We start from the raw sequence: 26,477 nt of genomic DNA, 5'->3' as shown, positions 1-26,477 counted from the left end.
GTGTTGAAAGAAATTAAATGTGAATGTGGACATGTTAATCCGATAGGAACCGTTTTTTGTGAAGCTTGCGGGAAACCATTTGAAAGCAATGAAAATGCAAAACTATTGGATATGCGTTATGAGGGGAGTGCACGGAGATCTCTCACGCAAACAAAAACGATAGTCGATAAAATTTGGAGCTTTTTCTCTTCTGTAAAAGTGGGTGTATGGCTAATCGTAATAACTTTAGCTGCATCAGCGATAGGAACTATTTTTCCGCAAGAAATGTACATAACTCCAGGGATTGCACCAGCTGAATATTATAAACAAGAATACGGATTTTTAGGGCAATTATACTATCAATTAGGATTTAATAATTTATACGGTTCATGGTGGTATATGATTTTGATTGCTTCTATCGGTATTTCACTTGTGATATGTAGTTTAGACCGCGTTATTCCACTTTATAAAGCTTTAAAAAAGCAAGGCGTAAAAAGACATCCTAGCTTTTTAAAGAGACAGAGATTATATGGGACTGGTACACCGAAAGATGGTGACCTGGAAAGAGTGCAAAAGAATTTAAAGAAAAGAAACTATAACGTGAAAGTGGAAGACGGAAACGTTTTAGCAGAAAAGGGACGCTTCTCGCGTTGGGGTCCATATGTAAATCATATCGGTCTTATTATCTTTTTATTCGGTGCGATGCTTCGTTTTTTACCGAGTATGTACGTAGACGAAGCACTTTGGTTACGTGATGGTGAAACGAAAGAAATACCAGGGACGGATGGACAATACTACTTAAAAAACGAGAAATTTATAAAAGAAGTTTATGATAAAAGTAAGGACAAGGAAGTTTTTGAGGAAGCGATTGATCGTGTAGGCGATAAAATGATTGCGAAAAACTTCCAAACGAATGCTGTATTATATAAAGCTGTGGGCGAAAATATAGCAGGGCAAAAACCAAAGTTGGAAAAAGTAAAAGAAGCGGAAATTCGAGTAAATGAACCACTGAAATTTGATCAATTTGCAGTGTATCAAGTGGATTATAAAGAAAGTGAATTTAAAAGTATGTCCTTCAACTTGCAAAATAAAGAAAATAATCAAAAATGGGGACCGATTAAAGTAGATTTAACGAATCCTAAGGAAAAATATGATTTAGGAAATGGTTATTCTCTAGAACTATTAAGCTATTTTCCTGATTTTTATTTTGATGAGAATGGAAAACCAAATACAAAAACGAAATTACCGAACAATCCTGCATTTGTATTTAAAATGTTTACACCTGAAACACCAGATGGTGAAGTGAGTTTTGTTGGTATTCAGCAAAATATAGAACCTGATGGAAACAACAAATATAAAATGTCGTTTGCAGGTGTTGAAATGCAAAATGCAACAGCACTTACTGTAAGAAAAGATTTAACGCTTTGGATTCTCGGTATTGGAGGTTTTATATTTATGGTTGGTGTCATTCAAGGTATGTATTGGAATCATCGCCGTATTTGGATACAACGTGTTAATGATGAATGGTGGATTGCAGGGCATACGAATAAAAATTGGTTCGGTTTAAAGAAAGATATTGAAAGAGTGATAGAAGGTACAGCAATTCCACAGCCAAATGATAAAGTAATCGATAAAAAAATTAGTTAAGGTGGGGAAACGATATGGTGCAAATAAGTAGTAACTTTCTCTTTACCGCATTTATTTTATATTTAATTGCGACTCTATTTTTTGGTGGAGCCATTAAAGAAAAGGGTCATAAATGGGCAAATGTAGGAATAACAATTACAATTTTAGGGTTTATAGCACAAACAGTATATTTTGTTACAAGGTGGATCGCATCAGGGCATGCACCAGTTAGTAACTTTTTTGAATTCGGTACATTTTTCGGCATGATGCTTGTAGGAGCATTTATTGTAATGTATTTTATGTACCGTGTAAGTATAATTGGACTATTTGCATTACCAGTTGCGCTTTTATTAATTGCCTATGCAAGTATGTTTCCGAGGGAAATATCTCCGCTTATTCCATCTTTAAAAAGTAATTGGTTACATATTCACGTGACGACTGCAGCAGCAGGACAAGCAATTTTAGCGATTAGTTTTATTACGGGCGTTATGTATTTATTAAAAAATGTAGATCAATCAACGAGAAGTAAACGGACATTTTGGCTAGAGACGGTAGTATTTACACTTGTTTGTACAGTTGGATTTATTGGAGTAACAACGGTATTTTCTAGTATGAAATATGAAGCGAAGTTTCAATGGGTTGATAAAAATGAACAGCAACTGGAAATGAAGTACAATCTTCCGGCTTTAGTTGGACCGCATGAAGGGAAGTTACTGACAGAAAATAAATTAGAACCGGCAGTTGAAGTTCCAGCGATTGTAAATGCGAAGAAATTAAATACTGTTATTTGGTCAGTGTTAGTTGGAACATTACTTTATATTGTATTAAGACTTGTTTTACGGAAGCGAGTATCGGCAGCACTTCAGCCGTTAGTAAAGAATACGAATAGTGATTTACTAGATGAAATCGGATATCGATCTATTGCAATTGGATTCCCAGTTTTCACATTAGGAGCGTTAATTTTTGCAATGATTTGGGCTCAAATAGCGTGGACGCGTTTTTGGGGCTGGGATCCGAAAGAGGTTTGGGCACTTATAACGTGGCTCTTTTATGCTGCAGTACTACATTTACGATTATCTAAAGGGTGGCATGGAGAGAAATCAGCTTGGCTTGCAGTAATTGGTTTTGCAATTATTATGTTTAACTTTATTGTAGTAAACTTAATTATTGCCGGTTTACATTCATATGCATAGAGAAATAAAATAGGAGAGTGCATGTCACTTTCCTATTTTATTTTTGTCAACTTTTCTTCTTTTTTGAGAAAAACATGACAAAGTAGCGGTTGATTTTGTAAAATGATGTCGAGGACATTATATACTGTTCAAAAAAAATACATAGTTTTGGAAAAAAATTGAACAAAATTTATTATTCTTGTGAAGCATAATATGGGAAGTGAAACATTTAGAAGATTGCTTAAATAAACGAGAATAGCGCAACATAATAGTAAAGAAGGGTAGGTGTGAACCGCTGAAGTGAGAGTACGCAGCGGGTAGAGATGGAAAATGAATCAAGAATTTTAATTGTAGATGATGAGGATCGTATTCGTCGTTTATTGAAAATGTACTTAGAAAGAGAACAATACACAATTGAAGAAGCAGATAATGGTGATACAGCTTTAGAAATGGCGTTACAAAATGATTACGATTTAATCTTATTAGATCTTATGATGCCTGGTAAAGATGGCATTGAAGTATGTAAAGGGGTTCGTGAGAAGAAAGCGACACCAATTATTATGCTGACAGCAAAAGGTGAAGAAGTAAATAGAGTACAAGGATTTGAAGTTGGAACAGATGATTATATTGTAAAGCCATTTAGTCCACGTGAGGTCGTGCTACGTGTGAAAGCGGTATTACGTCGTGCTGTACCAACAACATTCTTTACACAAGATACAACGACAAAAGATGTTACTGTATTCCCGCACTTAACAATTGACAACGATGCACACCGTGTTACTGCAGATGGTAATGAAGTAAACTTAACGCCGAAAGAATATGAGTTACTATTATTTTTAGCGAAAGCTCCTGATAAAGTATTCGATCGTGAGCAACTGTTAAAAGAAGTATGGCAATATGAATTCTTCGGAGATTTACGTACAGTTGATACACATGTAAAGCGTTTACGTGAGAAGTTAAGCAAAAAATCACCAGATGCAGCGAAAATGATTGTTACTGTTTGGGGTGTAGGTTACAAATTTGAGGTTGTGAACGACTGATGCTTTGGAGAAGTGTAGTAGGGAAGTTATGGATGACCATATTACTTCTCGTTTCGTTTGTTCTTGGATTTGTTGCGATTTTACTTTCACAGTTTTTTAGAACGTATTATGTTGATATGAGTGAAGCTAGGCTTCAAAAAGTCGCAACAAGTGTTTCAGAGTTAATTGAAGAAGGTGCCGATGTAAAAACGATTGAGAATATCGCTTACAAATTCTCTGATCCACTTTCAAGGATTATTATTGTAGAAGATGGTAAAGAAATCTCTTCTTCACCGAAACAAGAAGGCTTAGTCACTCTTACAATGGATGACTTAAAAGAAGATAAAGAATTAGCGGCTGTGTTTACAGACAAAAAAGAAATTAAGAATAACATTAGAAAAGCCTCTAATAGTAGAAAGAATAAAAATACTGAAAATGATATTATGATTGTCGGAAAACCAGTGCAATCAAAAAATCAAAGTGCAGTGTTTGTGTACGAATCTTTACAAGTGCCGATACAAGGTATGGAAAGAACGACTGATTTTATATTCTTATCAGCAGGGATTGCGATTATATTAACAACTTTCTTTGCATTCTTCTTATCTACTCGAATTACAGCACCACTTCGTAAAATGCGTGAGGTTGCTTTTGAAGTGTCGCGTGGGAAGTTTGATGCGAAAGCCCCTATGGTATCTCAGGACGAGATTGGTGAGCTTGCAACGGCCTTAAATCAAATGGGGAAACAGTTGAAGTTTAATATGAATGCCCTGCAGCAAGAGAAAGAACAGTTAGCAAGTATTTTGAGTAGTATGGCAGATGGGGTTATTACATTAAATCAAGAAGGTGAAGTTGTAGTAATCAATCCACCGGCTGAACATTTCTTACAAGTTTGGCAAGAAGAAAAAGAGATAGAGCTCAGTAAAAAACTGCCTTCTGAACTTGTTGAACTATTCCATCTCGTTGTAGAAAGCGAACAACAACAAGTTGTTGAAATTAATTTACAAAAAGGGAACTATGTAGTTCTTATGACGCCGCTCTACAATCAAACGAAAATTCGCGGGGCTGTAGCAGTACTGCGAGATATGACGGAAGAACGTCGTCTTGAAAAGATGCGTCAAGACTTTATTGCGAATGTATCGCATGAACTTCGTACACCGATGGTCATGCTGCAAGGGTATAGTGAAGCAATTTTAGATGATATTGTGCAAACGAAAGAAGAAATTAATGAGTTTGTTCAAATCATTTATGATGAATCCGTTCGTTTAGGTAAACTTGTAAATGAATTATTAGATTTAGCACGCATGGAAAGTGGTAATGTAGAGTTACATATAGGTGAAGTGGACATACATCCGTTTGTTGAAAAAATTGGTCGTAAATTCCAAGGGATTGCAAAGGATAAAGAAGTTGAACTAACAGTTGATTTCAAAAATCCAATTGAACAATACCCGTTTGATGCAGATCGTATGGAACAAGTATTGACGAATTTAATTGATAACGCAATACGTCATACGAACGCAGGCGGACATGTAACACTTGTAATTGATACGAAAAATAATGGTCTCATTTTTGAAGTACAAGATTCGGGCGTTGGTATTCCAGAAGAAGATATTCCATTTTTATTTGATCGTTTCTATAAAGCTGATAAAGCAAGAACACGTGGGAAAAAAGGTGGAACAGGACTCGGGCTTGCGATTGCGAAAAATATTGTTCAAGGCCATGATGGTAAAATTTCTGTGTCAAGTGTTGTTGGAGAAGGAACTACATTCTCTGTCTATTTACCGAATCGTATAATTTAGATATACGTTTTTAAAGTTGATAATGAATAAAGTTCTGCTGTTTTTTATTTTTTTGTAAACTCAATTAAATAAAGAATGGTAGAACTTTTTTCTATGTTGCTCGAATAAAGAATAACAAGAGAGGTGCTGTGAAGAAATGAAATTATATACAAAAACAGGAGATAAAGGAACGACAAGTGTAATAGGTGGTAGGGTTGATAAAGATGATATCCGTGTGGAAGCGTATGGAACAATAGACGAGGCGAATTCTCATATCGGATATGCAATGACTAAACTACAAGGCGGGCCTTTCGGAGATATTTACAATGAACTTGAAACGATTCAACATGAACTATTTGATTGCGGGGGAGACTTGGCGATAGTAGGTGAGAAGATACCTTATAAAGTAAAAATTGAAATGGTCGAAAACTTAGAAAGTAGGATTGATTCGTATATAGAAGAAGCACCGCCGCTAGAGCGCTTTATTTTACCAGGTGGAAGCGAGTCGGCAGCTGCTATTCATATTGCACGTACAGTTGTAAGGCGAGCAGAACGATGTATCGTGTCCTTACAAAAAGAAGGAAAAATAAATGAAGTTGTTCTAAAGTATGTAAATAGATTATCTGACTATTTATTTGCAGTAGCTAGAGTAATAAATGCTCGATTACAAGTAAAAGATGTAGAGTATAATCGCAGTGCAATCGTTTTTCGTGATAAGAAAGAGAAGGAAGTGGAGTGATTCACTTTCTTTTTTGTATACTTTTTTCTGTAATATACCAAAATAGAGAAGGTATGGTGGTAATTAGAAAACGGAGGATGTATATGAAAGTTTTAAAATACGGCGTTATGTTATTGACAGTACTGTTTTTATCTCAATTACATGTGTACGCAGAGGGAAATCAATGGGCATGGCCTGTTGAAGGACAGATAAGTGATTATTTTGGGACAAGACACGGAAAACACTACGGTATAGATATAGCGGCACCGATCGGCACGCCTGTGTCAGCTATTCAAGAAGGGAAGGTAACAAAGTCTTATTATTCAAGTAGTTATGGAAACGTTATATTTATTAAACATGGAGAATATGAGGCTGTGTATGCACATTTAAATAAGAGATATGTAGTTCAAGGGGATTATATTTCAAAAGGAGAAAAAATTGGAGAAGTAGGGAACACGGGAGAATCGCGAGGTGCACACTTACATCTAGAACTTCATCAAGGAAGATGGACGATGGCGAAAAAGAATGCGATGAACCCATTGCTTGTTTTAAGTGAACAAAGAAATGAAGTTGTTTCTTCATCATTATATGTCGTACAAAAAGGGGATACTTTAGTTAGTATTGCACGGAAATTTAGTATGACACTTAAGGAAATTAAAGAAAAAAATGGATTGCAGCAAGAGCTAATTTATCCTAATCAACAATTATATGTTAAGTAAAGGCAACGCCTCAAAAATTAAACTTTGAATATTCTTAAATAAGGTTCAATGTAAATGAAATTATATGGGCGCTTCTCCTAGAAGTATTGAGTGAATTAGAGTATCTATATTTAAAAGAAAACCGTCCCAAAATTTATTTTGGGACGGTTTCTTTTACCAAAAAATAAAGACACATATAAATCCAGAAATAGCTAAATAGCTATATAAGTAAAAAACTTTTGTTCTTGTTTTCTCTTTTGTTCGAAACAGTACGATAGTCGGTTCAATTAAACCGATTGTCAAACAAAGTAGGCCAAGAAGCATACAACCAATCGAAATAGAATACAGGGCGATTTGTGGTGCTTGAAATGGAATCATCCATTTTAATAAAAATGCAATAAGTGCAGTGTAACAAATGCTACCGATGTATTTATTCAGTGGTGTATTAGAACGAAAGCCAGGAAGTTTTTTTAAGAAAGAGCGGGAAACAACTTCTGTTTGTAAAGATGTATGCTCTTCAATAATTTTTTGAGCTTCTTTTCCTTTTTGAAAAAGAGATAAGATCCAATTTCGCTCACCCTGAAAAATAAATTGAGAAGTTGTCAAATAGTGATCAATCTTCACTTTACTCCAACTCTTCCACGGATGACGCTCACACAATTTTAATTTACTTTCTGTTTTCTTATCATACTGATAAATACTGATGCCATCTTCATCGAAAGTAGCATAGTATGTCTCGTTTGAGAATGTGCCTAAATCAATTGGGCAGTAGAAAAGTAATTCTTTTTTTAAGTAAAAGTATTCTTTTCTTAAGTTTTTTTTCATTGCTTCTCGAATAGAATGTCTCTTTTCTTTTTTCATGACATTTCCTCCATAACTCAGAAAATGTTCTTATCTTAACAATTCAATATCTTATCACTTTTAATTATATATGACTAGGTAATTCAAAAGAGAAATGCCGAATAATAAAAAATATGGATTGTATTGTAAAATATTTCGCAATTCATTTGTTGTTACGAAAAATAAATAACTAATTTTAAATAAGTTACAATTTTTTAGTTCACAATGTTATGAGGTTGTTGTATAATAAAGGGGAAAATAGAATATCGGTCTATCTTCGGGGCAGGGTGAAAATCCCGACCGGCGGTGATGAACTATTTATGATTTTGTTCTAAGCCCGCGAGCCGTTAAGGCAGGATTTGGTGTGATTCCAAAGCCGACAGTATAGTCTGGATGGGAGAAGATGGAGGTTCAAGCGTTCAAAAAAGATATGGATTTGAACGTCTGTTTGATGTGCCTTAAATTCTCCCTTTGTGTAAAACACAAAGGGTTTTTTCGTTCTATGAAAAAATAGGCATAGCAGAACCTTTCCACTTTCCATGAGATGATCGATGGAAAAGGAGAGAGAAAGATGAAACAAAAAAACAGTGTAGTGCAGATGGTGAGTGTAGCGATGCTAAGTAGTATTGCATATTTACTAATGATGTTGGATTTCCCGTTCCCAGGGCTTCCGCCATTTTTGAAAATTGATTTTAGTGATGTACCAGCTCTAATTGCAGCAATTATCTTTGGACCAGTAGCAGGAGTGATTGTAGAGGCGATAAAGAACATTTTACATTACGGGATTCAAGGAAGTTTAACAGGAGTACCAGTTGGAGAAATTGCAAACTTTATTGCAGGATGTTTATTTATTGGACCAGCAGCTTTCTTATTTAGAAAGTATCGTACTGTGAAGAGTTTAACGACAGGATTAATGCTAGGGACAATTACAATGGCACTTATTATGAGTGTATTAAACTACATCATCATATTCCCGGCTTACACTTGGTTTTTAAATTCACCGGCTATGTCTAGCGAAGCTATCAGAACAACGGTTGTAACGGCAATCTTACCATTTAATTTAATTAAAGGAATTGTTGTAACAATTGTATTTGTAGCATTATTCTCACGCCTGAAAGTATGGGTGTTTGCAAAAATGAAAAATGCATAATATATATTAAAACCATTAGTAGTGTGGAACTACTAATGGTTTTTTATTAAGGAAAATAAAATTTAGATACAAAAAACGCCCCTCATCAATATGAGGGGCGTTTTTTGAAGTTAATAAAAGACTATTCGAATTTTAAAGCGTCTCCGTCGAATGATTCGTCAGCAACTTTAATTGAGTCAGTTGGACAGCCTTCGAATGCATCCATCATATCTTCAATTAATACATCTGGAATTTCAACGATACCTTGGTTATCGTCTAATGTTACAAATGCAATACCTTCATCATCATAGTCATAAATGTCTGGTGCAGCAGCGCCACAAGCACCACATGCAATACAAGTATCTTTATCAACGATTGTATATTTTGCCATCTTTTTTCCCTCCTGATAATATGTATGTGAAAAGCTCGCCATAAAAATTATAACCTTATTGTAAAACGGTTTGTGAAACTTTTCAACATAAAATTATAATGATAATGCTTATCAATTAGAGTGTCAACTTATTTTTGAATTATGTCATAAGATTTTCAAAATACGTAAATGTGATTTCGTTTGATACAATAGAATATATACAAGTATATAGTTCTTATATGATAAGTTTAATGAGCGACAGTAGATAGTGTAATTGTACTGAAAAGAATGAAGTTAAGATTGGAAGGTGGAAGCGGTCATGCAAATACAATATACTTTGTTGCATTGTTTAAAACAATTGAATGGTGAAAGAACCGTTTCTTCTATTTATTATTTACTAAAGGGCAAACGTTCTTCGCAAACTTTACAAGATGGAAATATGTTCCGGATTTCTTTTTTATTCGGAATATATAAATCATTAAATAGAAATGACTATGATGGTGAAGTTGTAAAGTTGTTGCAAGCGGATTTTATTCAAGAAATACATGAAAATACATATGTGTTAACACCTACGGGTAAAATGCAGTTACATAAATGGGAGGAAGTTTATGCTTTTCCAGCACATTTGCATGGTTTACATTATGGTGAATTAGGTGAAACATTTTGGAAAAGATTATCATTGATTATTCAAACCATATCAAATTTACAACAGAATAATACGAAGTTTATCCCGATTCAACAAGATACAGAAATAATGATGTGGGTAAAACGTTTTCTAACAGGAAGGCCATATAAAAGAAGTGAGTTGGCGAGGAAACTATGGACGGAAGTACATAATCTTTTGGAAAAGAGTAATGCGATAGAAGCGACGATTGTAACATATCGACTAACGGGCTATGAACGTATTGGTTGTACATTGCAACAATTAGCAGAAATTACGAAACAAGATATATTCAGGGTGTATTTTTTATTTTGGGGTACAATGCATTTCTTTATACAAGAAGTTCGTGATAAAGAAAATGAATTTCCACTATTAGCTGAAATTATATCTTATCCAAATGAGAGAGCTGAATTATTTAGTTTATCCACGAAAAAAACATATAATTTTTGGAGACAAGGGCGTTCTTTAGAAGAAATAGCGACGATTCGGAATTTAAAGGTTGCAACGATAGAAGATCATTTTGTTGAAATTGCTTTGCGAGAAAAAGATTTTTCTATTGAAATGTTTATGGAAAAAGAAAAGATAGACAAAGTAATAAAAGTAATTGAAGCATTACAAACGCGGAAGTTACGTGTTTTGAAACAAGCTGTTGGAGAAGATATCTCTTATTTTGAAGTTCGTCTTGTATTAGCGCGGATGGAGGGTGTAAATGAAACTTGAAGAATATTTATATAAGTGGTTTGGATATTCTGAATTTCGTCCAGGTCAAAAAGGAGTTATTACAGATTTATTAGAAGGAAAAGATGTGATAGCAATGCTTCCGACTGGAAGAGGGAAATCTATGTGCTATCAGTTTCCGGGGCTTATGCGAGAAGGAACAGTGCTTGTTGTATCACCGTTATTATCTTTAATGGAAGATCAAGTGACACAATTAAAGTATGTTGTGAAAAACCGAGTGATAGCATTTAATAGTTTTCGGACATTAAATGAAAAAAGAGAAGCGATGAAAAAATTATCTTCATATAAATTTATTTTTGTTTCACCAGAGATGTTACAGTCGGAGTTATTAATTAGGGAATTGAAGAAAATTCATATTTCATTATTTGTTGTTGATGAGGCTCATTGTATTTCTCAATGGGGTTATGATTTTAGACCGGACTATAAGAAACTAAATGTAGTTATTGAAAATATTGGTTCTCCTACAGTATTAGCATTGACAGCCACAGCGACAAAAGGGGTACTACAAGATATCGCAGACAGTTTAAATTTAAAGGGTGCCGCGGAACATGTATACTCTATTGACCGTCCTAATATTGCAATGGAGGTGCAATTTGTAGAGACGATAGAAGAAAAGAAAGAGGCGCTTTTGGAGCAGGTGATGTATTTACAAGGGCCGGGAATTGTATATTGTTCAAGTAGAGCGTGGACAGAAAGGTTAACGGAATACTTGAGAGGAAAAGGTGTTACTGGTGTAGCTTTTTATCATGGTGGTATGGAACATGAAGAGCGTATGTTAATTCAACAACAGTTTATGAACGATCAATTGCAGCTTGTAATATGTACAAGTGCATTTGGTATGGGGGTAAATAAGGCGAATACGCAATATATTATTCATTTTCATTATCCAACTAATATAGCTTCTTACTTACAAGAAATCGGAAGAGCTGGAAGAGATGGCGAACCGAGTATAGCTATTTTATTGTGTAGTCCGTTGGATCATGATTTACCAATTTCAATCATTGAGGATGAATTGCCAAGTAAGTCGCAAATACAATTTTTATTTTCTTTACTACAAGAAAGAATGTTTCAAACGAAAGAATTACCAATAGAAGATGTAGAAGAAATTTGTTATAATGCAGCAAGATTTAATGAGCAATATTGGCGTTTCGTTCGTTATCATCTCGAACAGGTTGGAATTATACAACAACGAAGATTATTATTAGAGAGTTTGTCAGATGAAATTATGAACCGATTAATAGCTGAAGTAGAAATAAGGTTGCGTAATAAATATAGTGAGCTAGAAAATATGAAGTCATGGATACGAGTTAAAGGATGTAGACGTGAATATGTGTTGCAACAGTTCGGTTATAGGAAAGAGAAAGAGTTAAATAATTGCTGTGATTATTGTGGTATTACAAAAGAAGATTATAAAAAAAGACGAGCGCAACAATCGGATTTCGACTATAATTGGGAAACAGAGTTACAAAAGCTTTTCGGCCTAGAAAAGATGGGGGAATGATGAACATTCAAAGGCATAATGTTGAAGATATGAGTCCGCAGGAAATAAGGCTGAATCTATATATAACACAGTTAATTATTATCGGTATTGGCTGTTTACTAGCATATATATTATTTCAAGATGTAAAAGAAGTGTTTAATTTATGGAGATGGGAACCAGTATCTATACTTATTATAGGTGGTTTGTTAGCGATTGGTATTGTGTTATTAGATTATGTTGCAATGCGAGTGTTTCCAGAGTCTTGGTTTGATGATGGTGGTATTAACGATAAGATGTTTCGAGGAATGTCGGTTCTGCATTTACTCATTATTACGTTCGTAATCGGTTTTGCAGAAGAATTTTTATTTAGAGGTGTAGTGCAGACTCATTTTGGAATTGTAATTGCGAGTTTCGTATTTGCAGTGTTACATATTCGTTATATAACAAAGCCATTTTTGTTTTGTTTCGTCTGTTTCATTAGTTTTGTCTTTGGTTATGTATTTGAATGGACAGGGAATTTGTTTATAACAATCTTTGCACACTTTCTTGTTGATTTTATAATGGGACTCCAATTAAGAAAATAAATGGAAGGTGGTGGTGAACAACATGAGGAAACGAATTCCTGATTTTGAAGAGGAATTAGAAGTTGAGCGAGTAGAAGAAAAAGAAAGTTTACCGCCGCGTAGTGAAATTCATAGAAATAAAGAGAAAAAACAAAAGTTTAAAATAAATCATATTTTCGTCCGGGTTTTAACATTTCTATTCATTCTGCTGCCGATTAGTATTTTGTGGTATACGGATAAATATATTCAGGTGAAGGGCGATAGTAATAATGCCGGGAAAAGTGCGTTTGAAGTAATCTTCTTTGATTCAGCTAAATCTGAGTCGCAGAAACAGTCTGAAAAAGCGATAACGCATACTGTGAAAGAGGGAGAAACTTTAGAAAGTATAGCGAAGCAATATTTTTTAGATGAAAATGGGGTTGAAGTAATTAAAAAGTATAATAACTTGCAAGAAGATGAAGTGAGTGCAGGTCAAGAATTAAAAATTCCGATAAAAGATAAGTCCACAAAGCAAGAGAGCTAGTGAATTAGGCGAACGCAGTTTGTTATAAAAGCCTAGGGTTATCTTTATGATGAGGGGAGTAAAAAATATGATATGGATTATATTATTCAGTACTCTCATAGGAATGGGGATTTTATTACTTCTTGTGATGTATAAAGAAGCGATGCGTAATACAGTGTTGGAACATACTTTAGTATTTAAAGAATTTCCGAAAAGTTTTCAAAAAGTAAATGTGTTTTTTATTTCTGATATTCATAGAAGAGTCATTTCGAATTTGTTAATTGAACAAGTAAAAGGAAAAGTAGATCTCGTAATTATCGGAGGAGATTTAGCAGAGAAAGGAGTCTCTTTATCAAAAATCTCTGCCAATATTCAAAAGTTAAGAGAGATAGCTCCTGTATATTTTGTGTGGGGAAACAATGATTATGAGATAGAATATCATGAATTAGATGCTTTATTATTAGAAAATAACGTAAAAGTTTTAGATAATACAAGAGTGGTATTTGAGTCTGAATTAGGCGAGAAAATTTGTTTGCTCGGTATAGATGATGTTGGATTGCACCGTGATCGTTTAGATTTGGCATTGGCGGATTGTAAAGAAGATGGTTTTCGTATCTTAGTTAGTCACAACCCTGATATAATAAAAAAGATGTCTGGAAATGAACAGATTTCACTTGTATTAAGTGGACATACGCATGGAGGACAAATCCGATTATTCCCATCTAAAAAATATTTAAAAGGTGGCGTATATAACCATTTGAATACGATTCTCTTTGTTAGTAATGGGTACGGAACAACATTGATACCACTTCGTTTCCGAGCGCCTGCTCAAACACATATTATTACATTGTGCGGAGGGAAATGATGCCAACTCTTAGTGGGAAATATAATATAAAAGCTGTTTCAAATATAATTGGAGTTCAGCCGAGTACGCTTCGCGCATGGGAAAGACGATATCAAATTATTGCCCCAAAGCGGAATCAAGCTGGGCATCGTTTATATACAGAAGAGCATATTCAAATTTTAAAATGGTTAATGGAAAAAGTTTCTTCCGGTATGATGATTGGACAAGCAGTTCAGTTATTAGAAGAGAATCGTTTGCAGAGTACAGTTCAAAAAGAGATACATTTCGATAAAGAAGTTGTTTTAGTGGACGATTTGCTACAAGCTTTGTTAAAATTTGATGAAATTACAATTGCTGCATTATTAAACGAAGCTTTTAGTATATATTCAACAGAAAAGGTTGTTGCCAGTATCGTTCTTCGAGTGACAGACAAATTATTAACGTCAAAAAATAATAATGAGATTTCAATGGTGCAATTTCAATATGCACTATCATTTTTACAAACGCGTCTAGGGATGGTGTATCACAATGCCTCAATGTTTTCTTCTTTACACAAAGTTATTGTGTTAGAAAAGAATGCATTGAAAGGATTTATTTTTTCAACTTATTTACGCTTAAAAGGATATGAGGCGATATATATTAGGACAAGCTTAGCTGAAGATGGTATGTTGTCAGCGGTAGAGGAAATACAGCCGAAATATGTATTTGTATCTTTTGCTGACGAACTAGAAATGAAAAAGACGATGAACTTTATAAATGTATTACAAGAAAAAAGGGAATCTCTTTCTGTTGGATTTATCGGAAAGCTAGGCGTTCTAAACCAGTTGAACATTGAAACAATCTTAATTGGTGATACGAAAGAAGAATGGGATGAATGGTTAAAAATGTCGGAATAGTTGTTCGAAAAGAACCATCTATTTTCTATTTCATATAATAAAAATTAGATGCATTGGTTACGTAGGGAGGGTATGAGATGAGGCTGGAACGATTAAATTACAATAAGATAAAAATTTTTCTAACATTTGATGATTTATCTGAAAGAGGATTAACGAAAGAAGATTTATGGAGAAATGCGCCGAAAGTACAGCAATTATTTCGTGATATGATGCAAGAAGCAAATAAGGAATTAGGATTTGAAGCAGATGGTCCGATTGCAGTTGAAGTGTTTTCTCTACAAGCACAAGGGATGGTTGTAATTGTAACGAAAGAAAATCAAGAAATTGATACGGATGATGAGTTCCGTGACGAGTTTATTGAAATGCAAGTGACTCTAGATGAAAGTGAACATATATTATATGAGTTTGCTACGCTAGATGACATAATTAACCTGTCGAATCGCTTATATAACCTTGGTGTAACTGGCGGAAAGCTATATACGTGGGATGAGCGCTTCTATCTTTGGGTGGAAGAAGAGGAACAAATTCAATTGTTAAAAGCGGATTTTATAGCTATTTTAGCGGAATACGGCAATCCGTCTACAGCAACTATTTATCGCATCATGGAGTACGGTAAAGAATTAATGGATTTTAACGCGATAGAACAAATACACAATTACTTTGTGAAAAAACAAAACCTCAGCTAATACAACATAGCTGAGGTTTTGTTTTTATTTGGATAAGGGAAGGGATGATAGTAAATACGCGAACATACTTTTTGAAAATAAAATATGCAGTTTTATGGGAGCGTCGCTGAGGAAAATAAAAAATATTTAAATATTTAAGTATTTTACTTTTCTAAAAGTAATAAAAGGACTATAATAATAGTGAAAACGCTTGCAACAGAAAATAGTTTGTATATATTTGTTAGCGTTTTCTATTGCATTCCAAATTTAAGGGTGTATACTAGGCAATGAAGGTTTACTAAACAAGTGAAATTACAGGGGGTTTACTTACTATGGTAGCCGAAAAGGGAACTCAAACAAAAACACAACAACAAAGGGAACAACATTTTGAACTATTGAATTCAACACAAATTGTTATTAGTGAAGCGTTAGAAAAATTGGGTTATCCAAACGAAGTATATGAATTATTAAAAGAACCAATTCGTATGATGACAGTGAAAATACCAGTTCGTATGGATGACGGGACTGTTAAAATATTTACAGGATATCGTGCACAACATAATGATGCTGTTGGTCCAACGAAAGGTGGAATTCGCTTCCATCCGAATGTAACAGAAAATGAAGTGAAAGCACTTTCAATCTGGATGAGTTTAAAATGTGGTATTGTTGATTTACCATATGGTGGAGGTAAGGGTGGAATTATCTGTGATCCACGTGAAATGTCATTCCGTGAGTTAGAAAGATTAAGCCGCGGTTATGTACGAGCAATTAGCCAAATCGTAGGTCCGACGAAAGATATTCCAGCTCCAGATGTATTCACAAACTCTCAAATTATGGCATGGATGATGGATGAGTATAGCCGTATTGATGAATTTAATTCACCAGGATTTATTACAGGTAAACCGCTTGTATTAGGTGGATCACATGGACGTGAAACAGCAACTGCGAAAGGTGTAACAATTTGTATTCGCGAAGCTGCGAAAAAACGTGGCATTGATATTAAGGGTGCACGCGTTGTTGTTCAAGGGTTCGGTAATGCTGGTAGCTTCTTAGCTAAATTTATGCATGATGCAGGTGCGAAAGTTATTGCAATCTCAGATGCTTACGGCGCTTTACATGATCCAAACGGATTAGATATTGATTATTTATTAGACCGTCGTGATAGCTTCGGTACAGTAACAAAGCTATTTAACAATACAATTTCAAACAAAGAATTGTTAGAGCTTGATTGCGATATTTTAGTTCCAGCTGCAATTGAGAACCAAATTACAGAAGAAAATGCTAATGATATTAAAGCGAAAATCGTTGTTGAAGCTGCAAATGGTCCAACAACATTAGAAGCGACTAAAATTTTAACAGATCGCGGAATTTTACTTGTTCCAGACGTATTAGCAAGTGCTGGTGGTGTAACGGTATCTTACTTTGAGTGGGTACAAAATAACCAAGGTTACTACTGGACTGAAGAAGAAGTAGAACAACGTTTAGAAAAAGTAATGGTAAAATCATTTGATTCTATTTATGAAACAGCACAAGTTCGTAAAGTGAACATGCGCTTAGCGGCGTACATGATTGGTGTTCGTAAAATGGCTGAAGCAAGCCGCTTCAGAGGTTGGGTATAAAATATTATATCTTGAGAAAACGTGATTTCCTTTCGAGGGAATCACGTTTTTTTGTTGAAGTATTAAATGAGGTGTTGTATATGGAGAATGAAATGCTGGAACGAGTAGAACAATTAGAAGAAAAGGTTAAGAGGTTAGAGGGAGAACTTGCAAGAACGGTGAAAGCTCGAAAAATAAGTACTGTTCGGATATTCGGGGAAGGGCTACTGTTTTTGATATTTGGTATGGTTGTAGTAGGGCCGATTATTGCCGTTGTAATCTCAATTTTTACTTGGCTTGCTGAAAAATAAAATGAAATAAAAATAAAAAGAACGCTTGTTCTATACGAACAAACGTGCTATACTCTCCTTAGATAAACAAAACGGAAATGATTTTAAGGAGAGATAAATGATGAAAATGACAGTAGACCAAAGATTTATGATGCCAGCAGATGTTGTAGAGCGAGTGGAAGTATTACGAAACAAACAAAGCAAGCGTGGCACATTATTACAATCGGTAAACAAATTTTTCGGTTTAGATACGAAAGAAGATTGTGTTTGGTTTTACGGTTTTTATGGAGTGGCTGTAAGTATCTTGTTGTTTATGGTGTTCACTTCAAATATTTTCGATTTTCTCTTCGCGTAAGAAATATGCGATAAGGACATTGCTACCGAATACATATATAAGGAAGTAAGGTAATCTTCTAGAGCGGGAGTTGGTAGCGATGGCGATGTTTCCTATAGAGCGCAACTATATAGGATATGGAAGTTCACGACCGGGGATTCCTCTAACTAAAGTGAGATTTATTGTAAGTCATGATACGGGGAATCCTGGAAGCAATGCGATAGGAAATCGAGATTACTTTAATGAATTACAACCGAAAGCTTCGGCGCATACATTTATAGATGATAAAACAATATTGGAGATTATTCCTATAAATGAAGTTGCATATCATGTTCGATATGGTGTGCCGACGGATAATGACTTATACGGCTATGACGCGAATAAGGCGGCCATTGGAGTGGAACTTTGTTATGGCGGTGATGTTAACTTTTGGGAAGCATATAATCGTTTTACATGGTATCATGCGTATTTATGCCAAAATTTTGGCTTAAATCCGAAAAAAGATATCGTGTCACATAAAAAGCTTGATCCAGCTAGAAAGATTGATCCTGAGAATGTATTAGGGAAACAAGGTATTAAATTTCAGCAGTTTTTAGCAGATGTCTATCGGATGTACGTTTCGTTTAGATGACAAATATATGAAAAATGAATACAATAAAGATAGGTGCCTACTGCTGTAAGTAGGTTTTTTCTTGTTTTTATAAATAGTGTATTGGTAGAAGACTAGGAGTGGACGAGTATGCAGAAAGAAACAGTTATTATAATCGGAGGCGGTCCGTGCGGATTAGCGGCAGCGATTTCGTTGCAAAAGGTAGGGATAAATCCGTTAGTAATTGAAAAAGGAAACATTGTAAATGCCATTTATAATTATCCAACTCATCAAACATTTTTCTCTTCTAGTGAAAAATTAGAAATTGGTGATGTAGCTTTTATTACAGAAAATCGTAAGCCAGTTCGAAATCAAGCGCTTGCGTATTATCGTGAAGTAGTAAAACGTAAATCTGTACGTGTAAATGCTTTTGAGCGAGTGGAGAAAGTTCAAAACGATGGAGAAGTTTTTCAGGTTGAGACGACAAAGCGTGACGGAAGTAAAGAAATATATATAGCGAAATATATTGTTGTAGCAACTGGATATTATGATAATCCAAATTATATGAATGTTCCAGGTGAGGAATTGAAGAAAGTAGCTCACTATTTTAAAGAGGGGCATCCTTATTTTGATCGAGATGTAGTAGTTATAGGTGGGAAAAACTCGAGTGTAGATGCCGCGTTAGAACTTGTTAAAGCTGGTGCGCGTGTAACGGTACTGTATCGTGGAAGTGAGTATTCACCAAGCATAAAGCCTTGGATTTTGCCGGAATTTGAGGCGTTAGTACGAAACGACACAATTCAAATGCATTTCGGGGCTCATGTGAAAGAAATTACTGAGCATACATTAACGTTTACAGTTGATGGTGAAGATTTTACAATCCAAAATGATTTTGTATTTGCGATGACTGGTTATCATCCTGATCATAGCTTCTTAACAAAGATGGGTGTTAAGATTGATGAAGAAACAGGACGTCCAATTTATACAGAGGATAGAATGGAAACGAATGCTGAAAATATTTTCATTGCAGGTGTCATAGCTGCTGGAAATAATGCAAATGAAATATTTATCGAGAACGGTAGATTTCATGGAGATGCGATTGCACAAACTATTGCATCAAGAGAAAAATAAAAAGGAGCTGTCGGGAAAACCTCGACAGCTCCTTTTTATTCGTGCATAAACATATTTTGAATGGATTCATGAGAATTTGTATTCTCTAATGCGACAAGTAATTTAATGCGTGCTTTTTGTGCATTTAAGCCGTATGTGAATACAATGCCCATATCTTTTAAGTGTTTACCGCCACCTTCATACGAATATACGTCTTGAACGATACCGTTGAAACAGCGAGAAACTAATACGACAGGAATACCTTTATTTAATAATCGTTCTAGACTAGGAAGTGTTCTTGGAGGTAGATTACCTTGTCCAAGCGCTTCGATAACAATACCGTCTACAGGAAGATTTTCGATTGCTGCTAATAATGTATCATCCATGCCGGCATATGCTTTTAGAACAACTACATTTTTAGATACTTTGTTTATCGTATATGTTTCGTGATGTACTAAAGCGTGATGGAAGACAACACCGCGTTTTGTTACCATTCCAATTGGTCCATATTGTGGGCTTTGGAATGTTGCGACATTACTTGTATGTGTTTTCGTTACATTTGTAGCGCAATGAATTTCGTCGTTTAATACGACTAAAACACCTTTTTCTGCAGCTTCATCACAACTAGCAACTTTTACAGCTGATAAGAAGTTATATAGACCATCAGCACCTAACTCATTGCTAGAGCGCATTGCACCTGTCACAACAATCGGAATGGTTGCTTGTACTGTTAAATCTAAGAAATAAGCTGTTTCTTCTAATGTATCCGTACCATGCGTAATGACTACGCCATGAATGTTGTCTTGTTTTACTCTTTCATCAATGATGACTTGTAATTGTAACATTTCGCTCGGTGTCATATGAGGAGATGGTAGATGGAACACATCTTCAACGATTAAATCAACATCGCCTTCTAAATCAGGAATGAATTTTAAAAGAGGATTTTTTTCACCTGGTTGTACGACCCCAGTTTCTTTATCTTCCTCCATTGCAATTGTTCCACCTGTGTGTAAAACTAGGATTCTTTTCAATGCTTATACCCCTTTCAAGTAAAAAAATACATTTAGAACATAACATGTTTTGAGTAAATTCGACAATGGAAATGTATAAAAGTATGCCTCGAAAATGACAATAAAATTAACTGCTATATGTACGATGTATAAAATCACGAAACGAAATGTGCAAATATAGTATAGGAGGGGGCAATTATGTTGAAAAAGATGGAGAGAATTTTTATTCGTATATTAATAATACAATTCATTTGTCTTTCTGTTGTACAATTGTTATTTATACATAAGTCATCAGTGAAATATTTATCTAAAATTGTTTATTACGAAGGTGTCATGGTAAAAAATAAAGCAGAAATCTTGCAGGTGAATAGGTAGTTTTCATTTTCTTCTATGAAGGATTATGCTACAATAATTGAGGATTTAATGACGTGAAGCAAATGAGAAGAAGCAGGGTGAACACCTGCTTTTCGTTTTGTTTTATAAGTGAAAAAATGAGGTGTTACAATGGATAAACGAATTTCAATTGCTATAGATGGTCCAGCAGCTGCTGGGAAAAGTACAGTGGCAAAAGTTGTTGCGAAGGAACTTTCTTACGTTTATATTGATACAGGCGCGATGTACCGTACACTTACATATGCAGCCCTTGAACAAAAAGTAGATATTGAGAATGAAGAACAGTTAATGGAAGTTGTAAAGAATGTAAATATTGAATTTCAGCAAGGAGAAAATACGCAGCTTGTATTTTTGAATGGACAAGATGTTTCTGAAGTAATCCGTACACCTGATGTGACGAATCGAGTATCTATTGTAGCGAAGCATCGCCTTGTTCGTGAAGAAATGGTACGTCGTCAGCAAGAGTTAGCGAAAAAAGGCGGCGTTGTAATGGACGGCCGTGATATTGGTACACATGTATTACCGGATGCTGAAGTGAAAATCTTTATGCTTGCTTCTGTTGAAGAAAGAGCGGAAAGAAGGCATTTAGAAAATTTAAATAAAGGTTTCGATTCTAATTTAGAGCAGCTAAAAGAAGAAATTGCTCAGCGTGATAAATTAGATTCAGAACGCGAAGTTTCTCCACTAAAAAAGGCTGATGATGCATTGGAATTAGATACGACTTCTTTATCAATTGAAGAAGTTGTCCAAAAAATTATGAGTATTGTTTCAGGAGTGTTTGCGAAATAAAGAAAGGGGATAATCCTCTTTCTTTTTTTGTTGAAATAGAAATGTAAAGGATACGTGAATTGTGAGTCTCTTTCCTTGACAAATGAGCTGATTTGTAAGAAGTTAGTTAAAGAGGAATAAAACTGTCAGAATATATTCGCTATTATATTTCAAAACATACTTTTTTCAGGCTGGTTTTGCTGTATACTATTTATATAGGTTTAATATATTTTCTTGTGAATGGTATTGAAAAAGAGTATGTGATGAGAAATTCTTAAACATGCAAATGAAAACTTTGTTTTCATTTCGTATATACATAAAAAAATGCTTTGTCAATTCTGTAGGGAGGTATTTCCATGGTAGAGAAAATGAATGAAGAAGTTATGGATTCAAAAGAATTACAAGTTGGTGACGTTGTTACAGGTTCTGTAACGAAAGTTGAAGAGAAACAAGTGCTTGTAAATGTTGGATACAAAACAGATGGCGTAATTCCAATTAGTGAATTAGCTAACGTTCATATTGAAAAAGCAAGCGATGTTGTAGAATTAGATCAAACACTAGAGTTGAAAATTATTAAATTAGAAGAAGATGATCTTGTCTTATCTAAACGTGCTGTTGATGCAGAAAAAGCATGGGTAGAATTACAAGAGAAATTTACTTCTGGTCATGTATTTGATGTTACTGTAAAAGATATTGTGAATGGCGGATTAGTTGTGGACCTTGGTGTTCGCGGTTTTATTCCAGCTTCACTTGTAGAAGTACATTATGTAGAAGACTTTACTGACTATAAAGGTAAAACATTAGCGGTGAAAATTGTTGAATTAGACCGTGAAAAAAATCGTGTAATCCTTTCGCATAAAGCGGTAGTAGAATTAGAACTAGATTCTAAGAAAAAAGAAGCAATTTCTTCATTAAAAGAAGGTGACGTTGTTGAAGGAACAGTGCAACGATTAACTGACTTTGGTGCTTTCGTTAACGTTGGTGGCGTGGACGGTTTAGTTCACATTTCACAAATTTCACACGAACGTGTAGAACAACCTTCTGAAGTATTAGAGCAAGGTCAAAAGGTGAAGGTAAAGGTGTTATCTGTTGATGCTGATACACAACGTATTTCTTTATCAATTAAAGCGGCTCAACCAGGACCTTGGGAAAACGTTGCTGGCGAAATAAAAGCTGGAGATATTCGTGAGGGAGTAGTAAAACGCCTTGTTACATTTGGTGCATTCGTTGAGATTTTACCTGGCGTTGAAGGACTTGTACACGTATCTCAAATTGCAAATCGTCACGTGAAAAACCCGAATGAAGTATTGGAAATGGGACAAGAAGTAAAAGTGAAAGTACTTGAAGTTCACGTAGCAGAGAAACGTATTTCTTTAAGTATAAAAGAAGCGCTTGAGGAAAATAATGTAATTGAAGATTATAGTCAGTATGAGCCAAATGCTGATTCTGCTACTTTCCAATTAAGTGATATTATTGGTGAACAACTGAAAAAATTAAAGAAATAATGAGGGGTACAAGTGGTAAGGGCAAAACGTAAATTAGATCATATTGAATACGCTCTTTCTACTGGTCAGTCTCGTACGCATGGCTTTCATGATATTGATTTTGTGCATCAAAGCTTGCCAAATTCAAATTATGACACAATAACATGTGAAACAAAAATCGGCGAACTTTCACTAAGTTCGCCGATTTTTATCAATGCGATGACTGGTGGTGGAGGAGAGAAAACGTTACATATTAATGAGCAATTAGCATATGTAGCGAAACAGCATAACCTTGCTATGGCTGTAGGGTCGCAAATGGCGGCGTTAAAAGATGAAAGTGAGGCTGCTTCTTATAAGGTGATTAGAAAGGTAAACCCGAATGGTATTTTCTTTGCTAATTTAGGTAGTGAAGCAACTATCGAGCAGGCAGAGCGTGCCGTTGATATGATTGAAGCGAATGCATTGCAAATTCATTTAAATGTCATACAAGAGTTAACGATGCCAGAAGGAGACCGTGACTTTACTGGTGTACTTCAGCGCATAGAGAAAATTGTTTTAAATAGTAAAGTTCCTGTCATTGTAAAAGAAGTTGGATTTGGGATGAGTAAGGAAACAATGCAACAGTTAGCGAACGTAGGTGTAACGGCAATTGATATTGGTGGGCAAGGTGGTACGAATTTTGCTGCTGTTGAAAATGAAAGAAGACAGCGAATGCTTTCTTATTTTAATAACTGGGGCATACAAACAGCAACCTCGATTATTGAAGCAACCTCTACAAATAATAACCTCTCTTTTATTGCATCAGGGGGTATACAGACAGCGCTTGACGTAGCGAAAGCAATCGCATTAGGGGCGAATACAACTGCGTTTGCTGGTTACTTTTTACGTATTTTAATGCAAGATGGTATCGAGAAATTAGTGGATGAAATTGAGCTTCTACATACAGATTTGAAATTTATTATGACAGCTCTTGGTGCGAAGACGATAGAAGAGTTGCAATCTGTACCTCTTGTTGTAAAAGGTGAAACATATCATTGGTTAATGCAGCGTGGTATTGATACTGCGCATTATAGTAGGAGATAAAAAATCAACCGTTCGGTTGATTTTTTTGTTTTGTTTTCTTTCTCGTAATATAAAATGGAATTGGTATTTTCTAAAGGAAATAGGTGAAGGTAAAAAGAAGTGATAGGAGGATATGGTACACAAAATATTATTTCGATATAAATAAAAATCATTAAAATGATTATGTAAAAGACGGTTTCGTACAATATCGAAACCGTCTTTTTGTATTCATTAGTGCTGGTTTTGTTTTCGAGCCTGCTCTGGTGTATCAAGTCCAGTTGCACCTGGATATTGTAGTGATTGATCACGATCAGATTCAACGCGGCGTGATTCTCGTAGTTTTCGTTCTTGGCGATCTTTACCCATAATGAATAACACCTCCTTGTTAAAAGTGTTGCTGTTATAAGAAAAAACTATGCGTAAATAAAGTGGATTAACTTTCATAAAAAATTCCCATAATGGAAAACATAGGAGGTGAAGTAGATGGATGGAAGTACTTTTTATTTTATAGCTTGGATAGGGTGGGTTGTCGTAACCTTTTTTATGAAAAAGGACCATATTCGGTGGAAGTTAGGCGCTTGTATATTGATTTTTATAATTTGCTCTCCGTTACATGTAACGATCGCCTCATTCATGGTATCAGTAAATGCTCTTTTACTTTGTATTATTTCTTTTATAGGGATCGCGCTGTATTCTGTTTGGAAAAAATTATATAGCTTACTTTCGGCACTTATTATTGCGATGTTATATACAAGTTTTCATCTGTTAGAGATATATGATCCGATTTGGATTGTGGTGGATAGAGTGTTTCTGCTAAGTAGTGCTCTTGTGTATGCATCGGTGTTATTGCATGGGGATCGCATATTACGATTATGTTCCCTATATGTAGGGATGTTACAAGGAGAGTTGCTAGTGACATTTATTTTTCGGAAATTGAATTTTCCATATGATTACGGTAGTTTAGCATTTTTTGATATCGTCGCCGTTTCTACATTATTCATGGCAGTATTGTTTTGGATTGCAAAAGCATCAGTATACATGGAACAGTTTAAGAGAAAAACACGTAAAAGAAAGGCGAGGGTAATACATGACTGAATATACACCAGCCATTTTATGCGGCGTAATAGCGGGGACAGTTACAAGGGTGTTAATGCTTCGGACGGATACACGGCAATATCCGACGAGGCTACATGGAAAGATTATTCATATTGCAATGGGGTTAATTGCAGCAGCTTTAGGAGCGATTGCAATCCCATCTATTTTGAAAAAAGATTTTTCTGCCATTACATTTCTTACGTTAGCAGCGACACAATTTCGTGATGTACGTAACATGGAAAGAAATACACTTCAACAATTAGATGGATATGAGCTCGTACCGCGTGGAAATACGTACATTGAAGGGATTGCATTGGTTTTTGAAAGTCGCAACTATTTGGCGATGTTAACATCGTTTGCAACGACGTTTGCGTATATAGGGTTCCGTTCATGGATTGCTGGAGTAATTATGGCTATAATCGCATTTTTTATTGCGAAAAAATTAATGTCTGGTAGAAGGCTCCATGACCTTGTAGATATTGAGCATGTTCCGCTGCGTTTTGAAGGAGCAGGGCTTTATATCGATAATATTTATATTATGAATATTGGATTGCCGGTGAGGCAAGAAGAGATTATGAAATATGGCATGGGGTTTATATTAAAACCGAAATCAATTGATGCGATGGTGACAATCTCAAATTTAGGGCAACGGCAAGCTATTTTACACGATGTTTCGGTGGCGTTAGGGATTTATAGAGATTCTGGTACACCAGCGCTTGTACCGTTAGCAAAGCGTGATTTAGAGGATGGCAGGGTTGGGATTTTTGTCTTACCGCAAGATCAAGATGCAGAGAAAGCGATAAGTGTCATAGGAAATGTACCAACGTTAGAAAGTGCTGTCCATATGTCATCGGAAGCCCCGAAAGGAAGGGGAGATAAGAGATGATGTTAGAAAGCGTTATCCTGGCAGTTATTACAACAGCGCCAGAAAAATTTGCAGGTGGTGCTCCTTTATTTGTTTGTGAGTCGATGGAGGAACTAGAATTTGTTGCAAATAATTTAGAGGCAATTTTAGATGGTATTGCGCATCGCTTACAAGAGAATGTATATATTATTGTGAAACATTAGG

30 protein-coding genes and 1 riboswitch are annotated in these 26,477 nt (G+C 35.2%); of the genes, 26 read left to right on the top strand and 4 right to left on the bottom strand.

The features are described from left to right. The 6 genes from resB to MRP26_RS04590 all read left to right on the top strand — a co-directional run bounded on the left by resB (position 1) and on the right by MRP26_RS04590 (position 7,008). Positions 1-1,626, top strand: a complete 1,626-nt coding sequence (gene resB, locus MRP26_RS04615) for a cytochrome c biogenesis protein ResB (RefSeq protein ID WP_000910517.1) — start codon at positions 1-3, stop codon at positions 1,624-1,626. 14 nt (positions 1,627-1,640) lie between these two features. Further along, positions 1,641-2,798 (top strand): cytochrome c biogenesis protein ResC, encoded by a 1,158-nt coding sequence (gene resC / locus MRP26_RS04610; RefSeq protein ID WP_000250087.1) that lies wholly within the window; start codon positions 1,641-1,643, stop codon positions 2,796-2,798. 302 nt (positions 2,799-3,100) lie between these two features. After that, complete coding sequence (resD, locus tag MRP26_RS04605) at positions 3,101-3,817, top strand: DNA-binding response regulator ResD (RefSeq protein ID WP_000426861.1); 717 nt, start codon at positions 3,101-3,103, stop codon at positions 3,815-3,817. Further along, positions 3,817-5,592, top strand: a complete 1,776-nt coding sequence (gene resE, locus MRP26_RS04600) for a sensor histidine kinase ResE (RefSeq protein WP_000964683.1) — start codon at positions 3,817-3,819, stop codon at positions 5,590-5,592. The genes resD and resE overlap by 1 nt, the downstream gene beginning before the upstream one ends. A gap of 136 nt (positions 5,593-5,728) precedes the next feature. Continuing rightward, positions 5,729-6,310, top strand: coding sequence for a cob(I)yrinic acid a,c-diamide adenosyltransferase (locus MRP26_RS04595; RefSeq protein ID WP_000781271.1), 582 nt, complete (start codon positions 5,729-5,731; stop codon positions 6,308-6,310). Between the two features lie 83 nt (positions 6,311-6,393). Further along, positions 6,394-7,008, top strand: coding sequence for a peptidoglycan DD-metalloendopeptidase family protein (locus MRP26_RS04590; RefSeq protein ID WP_000866228.1), 615 nt, complete (start codon positions 6,394-6,396; stop codon positions 7,006-7,008). 153 nt (positions 7,009-7,161) lie between these two features. On the opposite strand, the gene MRP26_RS04585 is transcribed toward MRP26_RS04590, so the two are convergent. Further along, positions 7,162-7,848, bottom strand: a complete 687-nt coding sequence (locus MRP26_RS04585) for a hypothetical protein (protein WP_000711798.1) — start codon at positions 7,846-7,848, stop codon at positions 7,162-7,164. Between the two features lie 248 nt (positions 7,849-8,096). Continuing rightward, a riboswitch (FMN riboswitch) is annotated at positions 8,097-8,236 on the top strand. Between the two features lie 162 nt (positions 8,237-8,398). On the opposite strand from MRP26_RS04585, the gene MRP26_RS04580 reads away from it, so the two are divergent. Continuing rightward, on the top strand, positions 8,399-8,977 hold the full coding sequence (locus tag MRP26_RS04580; RefSeq protein ID WP_000810856.1) for an ECF transporter S component: 579 nt from the start codon (positions 8,399-8,401) through the stop codon (positions 8,975-8,977). A gap of 121 nt (positions 8,978-9,098) precedes the next feature. Here MRP26_RS04580 and MRP26_RS04575 read toward each other — a convergent pair whose 3' ends face one another. Next, entirely contained in the window at positions 9,099-9,347 is a 249-nt protein-coding gene (locus tag MRP26_RS04575) for a ferredoxin (protein WP_001151993.1), read from the bottom strand. A gap of 298 nt (positions 9,348-9,645) precedes the next feature. Between MRP26_RS04575 and MRP26_RS04570 the strand changes: the two genes are divergently transcribed. From MRP26_RS04570 to MRP26_RS04515, 12 genes are all read left to right on the top strand, one after another. Next, complete coding sequence (locus MRP26_RS04570; RefSeq protein ID WP_001167017.1) at positions 9,646-10,707, top strand: YpbB family protein; 1,062 nt, start codon at positions 9,646-9,648, stop codon at positions 10,705-10,707. Beyond that, positions 10,697-12,226, top strand: coding sequence for an ATP-dependent DNA helicase RecQ (gene recQ / locus MRP26_RS04565; RefSeq protein ID WP_000762977.1), 1,530 nt, complete (start codon positions 10,697-10,699; stop codon positions 12,224-12,226). The genes MRP26_RS04570 and recQ overlap by 11 nt, the downstream gene beginning before the upstream one ends. Continuing rightward, positions 12,226-12,789 carry a CPBP family intramembrane glutamic endopeptidase gene (locus MRP26_RS04560; RefSeq protein WP_001025783.1) on the top strand — a complete coding sequence of 188 codons (564 nt, stop codon included), beginning with the start codon at positions 12,226-12,228 and terminating at the stop codon, positions 12,787-12,789. Before recQ ends, MRP26_RS04560 begins: the two co-directional genes overlap by 1 nt. 22 nt (positions 12,790-12,811) lie before the next feature. After that, a complete protein-coding gene (locus MRP26_RS04555; protein ID WP_016513096.1) occupies positions 12,812-13,291 on the top strand; it encodes a LysM peptidoglycan-binding domain-containing protein in 480 nt (159 codons plus the stop codon). Positions 13,292-13,358: 67 nt separating this feature from the next. Then, positions 13,359-14,135, top strand: coding sequence for a metallophosphoesterase (locus MRP26_RS04550; RefSeq protein WP_000637796.1), 777 nt, complete (start codon positions 13,359-13,361; stop codon positions 14,133-14,135). Continuing rightward, positions 14,135-15,010 carry a MerR family transcriptional regulator gene (locus MRP26_RS04545; RefSeq protein ID WP_053564891.1) on the top strand — a complete coding sequence of 292 codons (876 nt, stop codon included), beginning with the start codon at positions 14,135-14,137 and terminating at the stop codon, positions 15,008-15,010. The genes MRP26_RS04550 and MRP26_RS04545 overlap by 1 nt, the downstream gene beginning before the upstream one ends. A 77-nt stretch (positions 15,011-15,087) precedes the next feature. Continuing rightward, entirely contained in the window at positions 15,088-15,696 is a 609-nt protein-coding gene (locus MRP26_RS04540; RefSeq protein WP_001235396.1) for a genetic competence negative regulator, read from the top strand. A 311-nt stretch (positions 15,697-16,007) separates the two neighbouring features. Further along, on the top strand, positions 16,008-17,294 hold the full coding sequence (gene gudB, locus MRP26_RS04535; protein WP_000225172.1) for an NAD-specific glutamate dehydrogenase: 1,287 nt from the start codon (positions 16,008-16,010) through the stop codon (positions 17,292-17,294). An 80-nt stretch (positions 17,295-17,374) separates the two neighbouring features. Beyond that, on the top strand, positions 17,375-17,584 hold the full coding sequence (locus tag MRP26_RS04530) for a hypothetical protein (protein ID WP_000426766.1): 210 nt from the start codon (positions 17,375-17,377) through the stop codon (positions 17,582-17,584). 97 nt (positions 17,585-17,681) lie between these two features. After that, a complete protein-coding gene (locus tag MRP26_RS04525; protein ID WP_001983018.1) occupies positions 17,682-17,918 on the top strand; it encodes a DUF3961 domain-containing protein in 237 nt (78 codons plus the stop codon). A gap of 79 nt (positions 17,919-17,997) precedes the next feature. After that, positions 17,998-18,528 (top strand): peptidoglycan recognition protein family protein, encoded by a 531-nt coding sequence (locus MRP26_RS04520; RefSeq protein WP_197242192.1) that lies wholly within the window; start codon positions 17,998-18,000, stop codon positions 18,526-18,528. Positions 18,529-18,636: 108 nt separating this feature from the next. After that, complete coding sequence (locus tag MRP26_RS04515; RefSeq protein WP_001168518.1) at positions 18,637-19,617, top strand: YpdA family putative bacillithiol disulfide reductase; 981 nt, start codon at positions 18,637-18,639, stop codon at positions 19,615-19,617. A 35-nt stretch (positions 19,618-19,652) separates the two neighbouring features. On the opposite strand, the gene ansA is transcribed toward MRP26_RS04515, so the two are convergent. Then, positions 19,653-20,627 carry an asparaginase gene (ansA, locus tag MRP26_RS04510; RefSeq protein ID WP_000822009.1) on the bottom strand — a complete coding sequence of 325 codons (975 nt, stop codon included), beginning with the start codon at positions 20,625-20,627 and terminating at the stop codon, positions 19,653-19,655. A 180-nt stretch (positions 20,628-20,807) separates the two neighbouring features. Between ansA and MRP26_RS04505 the strand changes: the two genes are divergently transcribed. From MRP26_RS04505 to MRP26_RS04490, 4 genes are all read left to right on the top strand, one after another. Next, complete coding sequence (locus MRP26_RS04505) at positions 20,808-20,981, top strand: YpfB family protein (protein ID WP_023521499.1); 174 nt, start codon at positions 20,808-20,810, stop codon at positions 20,979-20,981. A 129-nt stretch (positions 20,982-21,110) separates the two neighbouring features. Next, on the top strand, positions 21,111-21,788 hold the full coding sequence (gene cmk / locus MRP26_RS04500) for a (d)CMP kinase (RefSeq protein WP_000361252.1): 678 nt from the start codon (positions 21,111-21,113) through the stop codon (positions 21,786-21,788). Between the two features lie 335 nt (positions 21,789-22,123). Continuing rightward, positions 22,124-23,272 (top strand): 30S ribosomal protein S1, encoded by a 1,149-nt coding sequence (gene rpsA / locus MRP26_RS04495; RefSeq protein WP_000229558.1) that lies wholly within the window; start codon positions 22,124-22,126, stop codon positions 23,270-23,272. A 12-nt stretch (positions 23,273-23,284) separates the two neighbouring features. Continuing rightward, entirely contained in the window at positions 23,285-24,334 is a 1,050-nt protein-coding gene (locus tag MRP26_RS04490) for a type 2 isopentenyl-diphosphate Delta-isomerase (protein WP_000251041.1), read from the top strand. A gap of 210 nt (positions 24,335-24,544) precedes the next feature. On the opposite strand, the gene MRP26_RS04485 is transcribed toward MRP26_RS04490, so the two are convergent. After that, the gene (locus MRP26_RS04485; protein WP_000513900.1) at positions 24,545-24,679 is read right to left on the bottom strand and encodes a YpzI family protein; all 135 of its coding nucleotides are present in this window, start codon (positions 24,677-24,679) and stop codon (positions 24,545-24,547) included. Between the two features lie 117 nt (positions 24,680-24,796). Between MRP26_RS04485 and MRP26_RS04480 the strand changes: the two genes are divergently transcribed. From MRP26_RS04480 to MRP26_RS04470, 3 genes are read left to right on the top strand one after another with little or no spacing between them, the layout of a single operon-like run. Further along, positions 24,797-25,408, top strand: a complete 612-nt coding sequence (locus tag MRP26_RS04480; protein ID WP_002093921.1) for a YphA family membrane protein — start codon at positions 24,797-24,799, stop codon at positions 25,406-25,408. Continuing rightward, positions 25,401-26,294 carry a YIEGIA family protein gene (locus tag MRP26_RS04475; RefSeq protein ID WP_000141599.1) on the top strand — a complete coding sequence of 298 codons (894 nt, stop codon included), beginning with the start codon at positions 25,401-25,403 and terminating at the stop codon, positions 26,292-26,294. Before MRP26_RS04480 ends, MRP26_RS04475 begins: the two co-directional genes overlap by 8 nt. Further along, on the top strand, positions 26,291-26,476 hold the full coding sequence (locus tag MRP26_RS04470; protein ID WP_000979048.1) for a capping complex subunit for YIEGIA: 186 nt from the start codon (positions 26,291-26,293) through the stop codon (positions 26,474-26,476). Before MRP26_RS04475 ends, MRP26_RS04470 begins: the two co-directional genes overlap by 4 nt. Position 26,477 lies beyond the last annotated feature (1 nt).

It is taken from the genome of Bacillus sp. CCB-MMP212 (genome assembly GCF_022748145.1).
Classification (GTDB): domain Bacteria; phylum Bacillota; class Bacilli; order Bacillales; family Bacillaceae_G; genus Bacillus_A; species Bacillus_A cereus.
The sequence above is the reverse complement of the archived record's forward strand: the minus strand, read 5'-3'. Positions and strand labels throughout refer to the sequence as shown.